Genomic DNA, 10,055 nt, shown 5'->3' with positions numbered 1-10,055 from the left:
CGATAGCCACGTGGAAAATGTCAACCCGCCACGTGGACAATTTATATTCTCCACGTAGGCACGAAAAAATTCCTCCGAAGTTTCATTTGATTCCTCCGAAGTTTCATTTGACTCCTCCGAAGTTTCATTTCTCGCCCACGTGGATAATCTTTCGTCCTCACGTGGATATTTCCGATTTCCTCGGTAGAGATTGCGCTTACCTCCATAGTTTGGCACAAAAAGCAGAGGGCTCGACCGCATCTCCTTAGCGATCGAGCCCTCTGTCGTGGAGCTGTCTGTTGTTTTCGTAAGGCAGCTGTATTTAGGGGTGTAGACTACTTGACTATTAGCTGCTCGTTAATCCACTGCTCGCCCACGAGGTAGCTCAGTATGTAGCGCCCTGCGGGTACTCCCTGCAGATTGACCTGGTGTAGCTTGCTGTCGGAACCTGTGAGGATGAGTGCGCCCTGCATGTCTATCAGTCGATATGCCAAAGCCTCGGAAGGTAAGATAACGTAGTCTGTGGTGGGATTGGGGTAGAGCTTGAAGAGAGGAGCTATCCCTGACACGATAGGTTCGTTAGCTCTTATCTGCTCGATGATTTCGGCATATTGAGTGGTCTCAAAGACTCCGAGATCCGTGCAGACATATAGTTTGTCCTCTCTCATATAGAGGTCGAAGATCTGCTGCTTCAGTCCCAAGCCATACGACTCATCGAGGTGGCGGTAGAGACCCTCTTTGGTGCGGACGAAGAGTCCATCGAGGAGTGTCCCGATGAAGGCATTGCCCTCCTTGTCGAAGACAATCTTCGTGACGATAGCCATCGGGTCGTCAGCAGGACCTGTCTCAGTGACCTTGTCTCCACTCTTGGGATCGTAGATGATGATCCCGCTGAGCTTGCTAATCCACACCTTGCCATCAGCAGCAAAGGTGACATTACGAACATTATTGTCGTAGCCTGTGACGGGTTTGCCCGTGTTGGGGTCGGTTACTTGGATCTCTATGGGGAAGCGCTCCATACGGTACTCGCCTTTCTTGTCTCGTATGAGTACGCCATCGACAGAGCAGAACCATATAGACTCATCGGGCGCTTCGACTGCGGTAAAGAATGAGTTACAACCATCAGGCAAAACGGAGATGTCTTTGTCATTATAGAAGGAGAAGCTGCCGTCCTCAGGCTTGAAAGTGCCGAAGCCTAGTCGCTCACCAAAGGTTGTGACCCAAAAGTCGCCATTGGTGGTCTGCATCAGCGCAATCTGCGGATAGTGAGTCGTAGGAGCTTCGCCCTCCTTCTCTATAGTGGTCGTATAGGGATAGATGCGCCACTCCTGCTGCTCCATATTATACTGCGCTACGCCACCATAACCAGAGGCCCATACGTTCTTTTTGTCGGGGCGACTGTCCATCAGTATGCGGGAGATGTACTCCTTTGCGAATCCCTTATTGTCTTCTCTCTGGAGCTTGTGGTTGTGCCATATCTTCCCGTCGAAGTGTGATACACCCGCAGAGGTCGCATACCACTGACTAGTCCCATCGAAGAGCATCCCATTGACACTATTGCTAGCTAGGCCGTTGGAGCCTATATACTTCCAAGAGCCTTCGGCTGTCTGATAGCAGACACCTCCGTGTCGTGTGGCAAGGTAAGGACGCCCTGTCTGTGGAGAGAAAGCGATGGAGTTTATATCATTTGCAGAGAGTCCATTGGTGGTGTTGTATATGGTCGTCTCCCCTAGAGGTGAGATGCGTGTTACTCCAGCACCGTCTGAGCCTACCCATATAGCGCCTTGAGCGTCTACAGCAACAGAGGTGGAGAAGTTATCGGCAAGTCCTTCTGCCGTGGTCATCATCGAGACGAAAGCTTTATTGACTAGATTGACTCGCATCAATCCTAGATCGGTAGCAGCATAGAGGGTGTCGCCAGAGATCGTTAGTTCGCTGACAGACGTCTGATACTCCTCTGTAAGCGGTACAAACTGCACCCCATCGAAGTACATAACTCCTGAAAAGAGTGTCCCCCCGTAGAGTACCCCTCGCTCCTTGTCGTAAGCAAGACAGAGGAGCTTGTCAAATGGGTTGCTACCCACGATGTTAAAGTTATAATGTTGCCACACGCCCTCAGCACTGAGGTGGGAGAGTGTCGTGCCACCTTGTGCCCAATTGGAGATGTAATATCCCTGCTTGTTGTCCTGTACGATGTCTAGAACTAGTTCACTGGCCAGCCCCTGCTTGACATCTTCGTTTGGCATATAGAGCTTCACGGATCCTGAGGGGTCTATTCGCGCCATCCCATGCTCGTCAGAGGTGAGCCATACATTTTGCTGTGGGTCAATATAGACCTTGCCCATCAGTACCTCACCCCACATAAGTCCATCGTCAGCACCATAGGTGTGCCAATTGGTTCCATCGTAGCTGGCGAAAGCTATGTTTGTACTCACCCACAGCTTACCATCTGCGGTGAAGCGTAGGGATACGAGCTCGTCAGATGGTAGACCTGATGAGGTGCTGGCTGTATTGGTTACAGTCCAGTTGATGCGTGGGGTCGTGGGGGCTTGTGCTGTGGCACCCTGAGTGACACAACACAAGCCGCAAAGTAGACCTCCGAATAGAGTCAGCAGACTCTGTAGAGAATGTCTTGGCGTCATAAATGTTTATTTGGTTTTTCTTAATGCCAAACTATCGGACGATGCGGTAGCTTTGTTGTGAGCCGTCGTGGGTGATAAGCCGTACAAGGTAGACTCCGTGCGGTAGCTGAGAGAGGTCGATGACGTTGTCAGCGTGCGCCTGACGGCTGGTCGCTACGAGCAGTCCCTCGGCTGTGTAGACTTGCCACAAAGCGGGGCTTGCCCCAACGATCTCGTAGCACCCCTCGTGGTCTGTCGGGATGATCTGCCCCGTAGCTTCAGGGGTGACCTCGGAGATGTGGGTCATGAGCGGTGTCTCTCCATTGAGTACGACCCAACCCTTCTTATTGGCAGCGGTGATGAAGGCATCGCTCTTGATATTGCCCTCGGGGAAGTCGCCATACTCAGTACTATTGAGGAAGACGATGTAACCAGCATTGTCCTTTAGGTCAGGATGAGTCGGTAGACTCTCCACTAGGGGTAGTGGATCGGTAAAGCGGTTGTTGTTGATCTCTAGGATTGTGAGCTTAGGACAGTTTGCTAGGGAGATGCTTGCTAGCCTATTAGCAAAGACAGAGACGGCTCCGAGATTGGGGCAGTCGGTGAGCGTCAGCTGAGAGAGTGTGTTAAAGGGAGCCGAGAGAGAAACAAGTTGCCTCATATCCGTAAGAGCTAGCTGTGATAGCTGATTGTCTCCTATGCTGATCGTCTCAAGAGCTTTTGCCTCGCTGAGGTCTAGCTGAGAAAACTGGTTGGTAAAGGCGTAGAGTTCCGTGAGGCCCTTCTTGCCTTTGAGATCAAGGGTGGAGAGCTCATTGCTGCTACAGTTTATCTCAGTGAGATTATTGAGCTTAGAGATGTCAAGCATCTTGAGCTTATTGTCTGCACAGTATAGCTTCTCGAGCTGCGTCAGATCCGCCACGGGGAGCATCGCGATCTTGTTCTTAGAGCAGTGTAGCTCTTTGAGCTGTGTGAGGAGCGCGATATGCAGCTCTGTGAGCTTGTTCTTTTGACAGTCGAGGCCTTGGAGAGCTACGTTGTGCGTTAGGTCTAGCTCTGTAAGCTGGTTCATCGCTATGCCTAGATGCTTGAGTGCTGGAAGCTGCGACAAGTCTACCTTTGAGAGTAGGTTGCTCATAAGAACCAACTCGGTGAGCTGTGGTTGCGCTCCTAGGGATACACTTTGTAGCTGGTTAGAGTGCGCATAGAGCAGACGCAGTTCAGGTAGCGTGGGGAGTGTCAGCTGGGTGAGCTTATTATTGTTGAGTATAAGCGCTCGTAGTAGGTTCGCCTCTCCGACGCGGCACGATGTGACCTCCTGTCCCGAGAGGTCGAGGTAGATGAGGTCGCCAGAGATGGTTAGCTTGCTATTGTGCTCTGAGGCGGGTAGGGAAACGAGCGTACCGACACCTCCCATGAGTTGGTCGATGCTCTTGTCCACCGTAAAGGGGTGCTTGGCCCCAGAAGCGTCTGTGACTACGATCTCACCGCTCTTGCTGACGGCACGAATCATAAAGGGTGTCTGAGCATTGATACCGCTTTCTAGCTGTACGCCAGTTATCACTTGCGGAGCGGAGGGGACGATCTCTACTTTTGTTGCAGGCTGGACACAACGGACAGAGTAACCGTAGTTCTTGCTCTCAAAAAATCTGTTTGCAATATCTTGTTCCCAATAGAATCGTCTGAAGAGTGCATTATTCTCATAAGTTGATGAGGTCCAGAAGTACGCTTGCAACCCCTCAGCAGAGTAGTCCATCCACTTAGACTGTGATGTGCTACCCATGGGGCGTGCGTTGAAGCCTGTCAAGTTATTGCCCTGCTTGAGGACAGCGCCATCGTCATGTACGGGGGCAACCTTCCACCCCTCAGTACTCTTGAGTAGTAAGCCTGCGTGTTCGGACTCGCGACTTAGGTCGTCAGGATTGGGCTCAAAGCCCTTGGGGTCTACGTACTGTATCATCGAGTGCCACTCATCGTCGCTAGGTACAGTCCACCCCTCGGGAGCTAGTCCACGAGGATCAATTACGGTAAAGAAGTTGTAGAGAGCACCATGTGAAGCGAGTAAATTGAGGTCGTTGTTGTAATAACATACTGCAGCCTCTTTGGTACTCTGCCACTGTGGCTTGGTAAGTCCAGTCGTAATAGCCGACCCGTCACGCCAGCGCAGTGTCGCGAGGTTCTCTCGCATCCATAGCTGTGCGCCAATCTTGACGATGCCATAGCTTGTTGTCTCGTTACCTCGCTGATCGATGAGGAGCAGAGGTTGAAGTGTAGCGGTACGAGCGTTAGCAAGCTTAGCATAGCTAACGGTTAGGGTCGGAGAGATAAAGAGTCCCTCGTACTCCATATCTATAGAAAGACGGTCACAGCTGTTTTTTGCTAGATTCCAGTTGTAGTGAGTTGACTCCTTAAGGTCGTAACCGAAGGCATAGTTGGTGGAGCCGTCTGCATTAGCTAGGTAGAGAACATCAGCGACGACGCCCTTCTTAAGGTTGCTGTCGACGATATATTCACGGCAGATAGTAGCTATGCGCAATCCGCCATCGTAGACAGCGAGTACGTTACTCGTAGCAAAGTCCGCATCACTAGGCTTAGGTACTTGAACCTGAGCTCCGAGCGATTGACAGAGTGCGGTGAGGAGGAGTAATAGTATGGTAGTTCTTTTCATAAGATAGGAGGTGATGTATATGGAAAAAAAAGCGGCCCCATGCTCCATAGCGTAATGTTTGGGGCGTGGTGCCGCTGTCGTGTGTGGAGAGACAGGGGGCTGTGTGGCCGTCGTCTCCCTCTGTGTGGATGTTCGCTTACTGAAGCGCAGCGATAGCCTTGTCGTAGTTAGGCTCTTGGGCGATCTCGGGGACTAACTCCTCGTAGATAATCTTGCCCTCGGCATCAATGACGATGACGCAACGTGCCTGAAGACCAGCGAGTGGTCCATCCTGCATCATAAGCCCGTAGCTCTTGCAAAAAGCAGGTACAGAAGAGGGTACCGTACAGCAGCGGAAGGTAGAGAGCGTCTCTACATTGTCCAGCCCCTCAGCACCGCAGAAACGAGCCTGAGCAAAGGGTAGATCCTGAGAGATGCAGAGGACGACCGTGTTGTCAAGCTTAGCCGCCTCAGCGTTGAAGCGACGTACGGATGCTGCGCAGACACCAGTGTCTATGCTGGGGAAGATGTTGAGGACAACACGCTTGCCACGGTAGTCCGAGAGCTTGGCTGTGGAGAGATCCTTGCGGACTAGCTCAAAGTCTGGAGCTATCGTCCCTACTTTGGGCTGTTCGCCAGAAAGTGTGATGGTTATCTTATCTTGAAACTTTACTGTAGACATAGTTTATTGTGATTTTATAGTTACTGTGTATCAAGTGTTTTATTGCTTGTTCGTCTTGACTCCTATTTTGCTCAAGAGCCCCTCGATGTGCTCCATAGGGAGATCACCGAGACTCTTGTAGGGTAGATCATCAAGAGGTACGAAGAGTACCATTGGTATGCTCTGTACGCCAAAGAGTGATGCCAGTTGCGGATTTTCGTCCACATTGACCTTGTATACAACGAGCTGGTCAGCGTATCGATCGGCCACCTCTTGTAGCTTAGGCGCTAGCTGTCGACAGGGACGGCACCAGTCAGCGTAAAAGTCAATGATGGCGGGCTTGGTGCCCTTGTATACAAAGGTGTCGGGGTGAGCATCAAAGTCGTAGATATGCTCACGCATATAGTTAGCATTGATGTGCTGGATCTCAGCTTTGGAGCTTCCAGACTCTTTCTTGCTCTGAGCAGTGCAGGCTACACTCAGTGTGAGTAGAGCAGCGAGCATCAGAAGAGACTTCTGTATAGATTGTATTGGATTCATATGATATACATGTTCAAATCGCCCTCTAAGGTATGGAAAACTCCTGACATTGCAAAAAACTCATCGCACACTCCAGTCTCAATGCGCCCCACCGCACGGCACGCTTTCCGAAAGTGTTAGTGTTATTTATGACAGCCGCATTGTACTGAATGGGGAGCATCTACGTCCGAACTGGAGGAAATCGGGCGATTCCTCGGTGGAGATTTTTGATTATCCAGCGAGGTACGAAGGAATTCTTCCGAACTTTCATTTCATTCTTCCGAAGTTTCATTCCATTCTTCCGAAGTTTTATTTCGCCCCTCGGTGGAGAAATTTCGTTTCCTCCGTGGAGATTTCCGATTTCCTCGGGAGAGATTGCATTAGCGGGTGGAATTGACCTTTGACTTCGGTGATGTTAGGGCTTGATTTCGTAACTTTGCGCCACATGCTTACATAACAGAAGATAGCACTTATGTACCCAGACAATCTTATCAAGGCTTACGAGGCGAGCTTCCGAGAGCACTTCCGACAGCCGGCTCTATCGGATTACGCCACTGGCTATACGATATCTTATCGAGACTTAGCGCTACAGATCGCACACCTACACTACATATATAAGGAGACCGGCATACAGCGTGGTGACCGTGTCGCCCTGATGGGCGCCGACTCGGTGCACTGGTGCGTCATCTTTATGGCTACGATCACTTACGGCGCTGTGATCGTCCCGATACTGCAGGACTTCAATGTCGAGGACGCTAAGACGATCATCAATCACAGTGAGGCGAAGCTCCTCTTTATAGACGATCTTATCTTGTCAAAGCTCAATCCGGAGGAGGATCTGCCGATGGTGCAGACGATCTTTGACCTCAAAAAGATCACTTGGCGGTACGCTCGCTCGGGGATGCCGTATGACTACAAGCAGCTCCTTCCCTTTGCACCCTTTGTGGCACGCTTTTACCCCAAGGGTTTTCGTCGCACTGACATTGTCTACCCCGAGGTGGGCAATGATGAGTTGGTCGTAATCAACTATACCTCAGGTACAACTGGATTTAGCAAAGGGGTACTGATCACAGCCGGCAATCTAGCGGGTAATGCCATCTACGCAGACTCTCTGGATCTTATGTTTAGCGGCGAGCAGATTATCTGTTTCTTGCCATTGGCACACACGTACAGTTGCGCTTTCAACATGCTTGCAGCTCTTTACATTGGTGTCCACACGCATATCTTAGGTAAGGTCCCTTCGCCTAGGATATTGATGCAAGCCTTTGCCGAGATACGCCCCGTGCTCATCATCTCCGTGCCACTTATCTTGGAGAAGATCTACAAGCAGTCTATCGTTCCCGTCATAGAGCGCCCTGCGATCAAGGCACTCCTGCGTGTCCCGCTCCTACGCAAGCTGGTCTACCGAGTGATCCGCAAGAAGCTTACCGAGGGACTCGGGGGCAACTTCCGCGAGGTGATCGTCGGGGGTGCTCCGCTCTCCAAGGAGGTGGGGCTCTTCCTACATCGTATCGGCTTCCCGCTCACCGTCGGCTACGGTATGACCGAGTGCGCACCGCTCATTTCTTACAGCAACCATCGCCACTGGGTGCCCCTATCTGCGGGGCGCTCCCTGCCTCATATGGATATACGTGTTGAGGTGCCAGAAGACTTTGACCAGCCGCTAGCTCCAGGTGTCGGTGAGATACAGGTGCGTGGTGACAATGTATGCCTTGGCTACAACAAGCTCCCCGAGATCAATAAGCATCTCTTCACCTCGGACGGCTGGATGCGTACGGGTGACCTAGGACGTCTGGACAAGCGGGGCAATCTCTTCATCCTCGGTCGCTCTAAGACAATGATCCTAGGGGCTAATGGCCAAAACATTTACCCCGAAGAGATCGAGGCTAAGCTCAATAATTTCCACTTTGTGGCAGAGAGTTTGGTCTATCAGAAGAATGGCCGTCTCGAGGCTCTCGTCTATCCCGACGAACTGGCTGCCAAGCAGGCGGGACTAACTATGGAAGAGGCGTGGGAGCGGATCAAAGATCAGCGTAAGCAGCTCAATGCTAAGCTAGGCTCCTACGAGATGGTGACCAAGTTTGTCCTGCAGAGAACCCCCTTCATCAAGTCGCCCAAGCGCAGCATCAAGAGACACCTATACAAGGATGGCATTGAGGTGACGCAGACCAATGGGTAGCATCACTGAGCCAGCTTATCGTATCAAGGGGACACTCCGCCAGCTGCCTCTAGAGGCGTATATGGCGGAGTACTTTGACCCTGAGCGTTTCCTCGCTCTGTGCGAGCATTGTCCTACTTACTTGACCAATTGGTCTTGCCCGCCCTTTGCCTTTGATGTGCGGGAGGCGCTGGCGCACTACCACTACGCTCATATCCTCGTGCATCGTGTCACGCCAGATGAGCAGTCGTGGGCTGCGTGTCAGCCAGCCGAGGTGGGGGACTACTGCTTTCGCTTGATGAGAGCCGTGCGAGACTGGATTGATCCGCTCCTCTATCAGCTAGAGCGACAGCATGCGGGGAGTCGGCTCTTTACGGCAGGTCGCTGTCGGCTCTGCCAGCCACAGGAGTGTACACGTCGTGCTGGCGAGCCTTGCCGTCACCCCGACCAGATGCGTTCATCGCTTGAGTCGTGGGGCTTTGACCTGAGTGGCACCACAGAGCGCCTAGCTGGCATCCCGATGGTGTGGGGCGAGGAGGGGCATCCGCCACGCTACCTTACGATGGTCTCGGCACTGCTCTCGGCCGAGCCACTCCCTGAGAGAGAGTTTGAGAGACTAGAGGTTAGACTTTAGAGGTTAGGTGTGCGTAGAGGCTCTGCTCTTTATTTTGTAACTTTGTGGAGCTAAAGACTGCACATCAATATAAACTTATCATACACCTCTATGGAACTACTTCAAAAGAACGTACAGCGCGCTAAGGCAAACAAGCAGCGCATCGTACTCCCCGAGGGTCTCGAGCCTCGCACCCTCCAAGCTGCTGATCGCATCCTCGCTGACGGCATCGCTCACATCATCCTCCTAGGCAACCCCGCTGAGATCCAGGCTAAGGCTGCTGAGCTAGGGCTCAAGCACATTGACCAGGCTGAGATCATCGATCCGCAAAATCACGCACGCCGTGAGGCTTATCGTGACCTCCTGATGGAGCTGCGTAAGTCTAAGGGCATGACCCGTGAGCAGGCTGACGAGCTAGTGGTCAATCCGCTCTACCTCGCCTGCCTGATGATCAAGTCTGGCGACGCTGACGGTGAGGTAGCTGGTGCACACAATACAACGGGCAATGTGCTCCGTCCTGCACTACAGCTTATCAAGACTCGCCCAGGGCTCAAGGTGGTCAGTGGCGCATTCCTCATCTTCTCTCCGCTCAAGGAGTATGGCGAGAACGGCTTCTTCATCTTTGCCGACTGCGCCGTCACGCCCAATCCTGACAGCAACGAGCTTGCTCAGATAGCCATCGCTTCTGCCGATACGGCTCGTAGCATTGGTGACATGGAGCCACGCGTTGCCCTCCTAAGCTACTCTACAAAGGGCTCTGCCAAGAGCGAGATGATTGACAAGGTTACGGAGGCTTACAAGATCGCTAAGGAGATGGCTCCTGATCTACTCATCGACGGTGAGCTACAGGCTGACGC

At 52.1% G+C, this 10,055-nt stretch carries 7 protein-coding genes; 3 read left to right on the top strand and 4 right to left on the bottom strand.

Annotated features, from left to right (window positions below):
• Positions 1-314: 314 nt before the first annotated feature.
• From Q0X57_RS05970 to Q0X57_RS05955, 4 genes are all read right to left on the bottom strand, one after another.
• Complete coding sequence (locus Q0X57_RS05970) at positions 315-2,621, bottom strand: two-component regulator propeller domain-containing protein (protein WP_297728981.1); 2,307 nt, start codon at positions 2,619-2,621, stop codon at positions 315-317.
• Between the two features lie 31 nt (positions 2,622-2,652).
• Entirely contained in the window at positions 2,653-5,268 is a 2,616-nt protein-coding gene (locus Q0X57_RS05965) for an FISUMP domain-containing protein (RefSeq protein ID WP_297728978.1), read from the bottom strand.
• A gap of 136 nt (positions 5,269-5,404) precedes the next feature.
• Positions 5,405-5,929 carry a thiol peroxidase gene (gene tpx, locus Q0X57_RS05960; protein WP_297728974.1) on the bottom strand — a complete coding sequence of 175 codons (525 nt, stop codon included), beginning with the start codon at positions 5,927-5,929 and terminating at the stop codon, positions 5,405-5,407.
• A gap of 39 nt (positions 5,930-5,968) precedes the next feature.
• Positions 5,969-6,448 (bottom strand): thioredoxin domain-containing protein, encoded by a 480-nt coding sequence (locus tag Q0X57_RS05955; protein WP_297728971.1) that lies wholly within the window; start codon positions 6,446-6,448, stop codon positions 5,969-5,971.
• Between the two features lie 451 nt (positions 6,449-6,899).
• On the opposite strand from Q0X57_RS05955, the gene Q0X57_RS05950 reads away from it, so the two are divergent.
• From Q0X57_RS05950 to Q0X57_RS05940, 3 genes are all read left to right on the top strand, one after another.
• Positions 6,900-8,606, top strand: coding sequence for an AMP-binding protein (locus Q0X57_RS05950; protein WP_297728967.1), 1,707 nt, complete (start codon positions 6,900-6,902; stop codon positions 8,604-8,606).
• Positions 8,599-9,219 carry a DUF2284 domain-containing protein gene (locus Q0X57_RS05945; RefSeq protein ID WP_297728964.1) on the top strand — a complete coding sequence of 207 codons (621 nt, stop codon included), beginning with the start codon at positions 8,599-8,601 and terminating at the stop codon, positions 9,217-9,219. Before Q0X57_RS05950 ends, Q0X57_RS05945 begins: the two co-directional genes overlap by 8 nt.
• A 90-nt stretch (positions 9,220-9,309) precedes the next feature.
• On the top strand, positions 9,310-10,055 hold a 746-nt coding region (locus Q0X57_RS05940; RefSeq protein WP_297728962.1), incomplete at its 3' end, for a phosphate acyltransferase.

This window comes from uncultured Porphyromonas sp. (assembly GCF_947254915.1).
GTDB lineage: Bacteria > Bacteroidota > Bacteroidia > Bacteroidales > Porphyromonadaceae > Porphyromonas.
The sequence above is the reverse complement of the archived record's forward strand: the minus strand, read 5'-3'. Positions and strand labels throughout refer to the sequence as shown.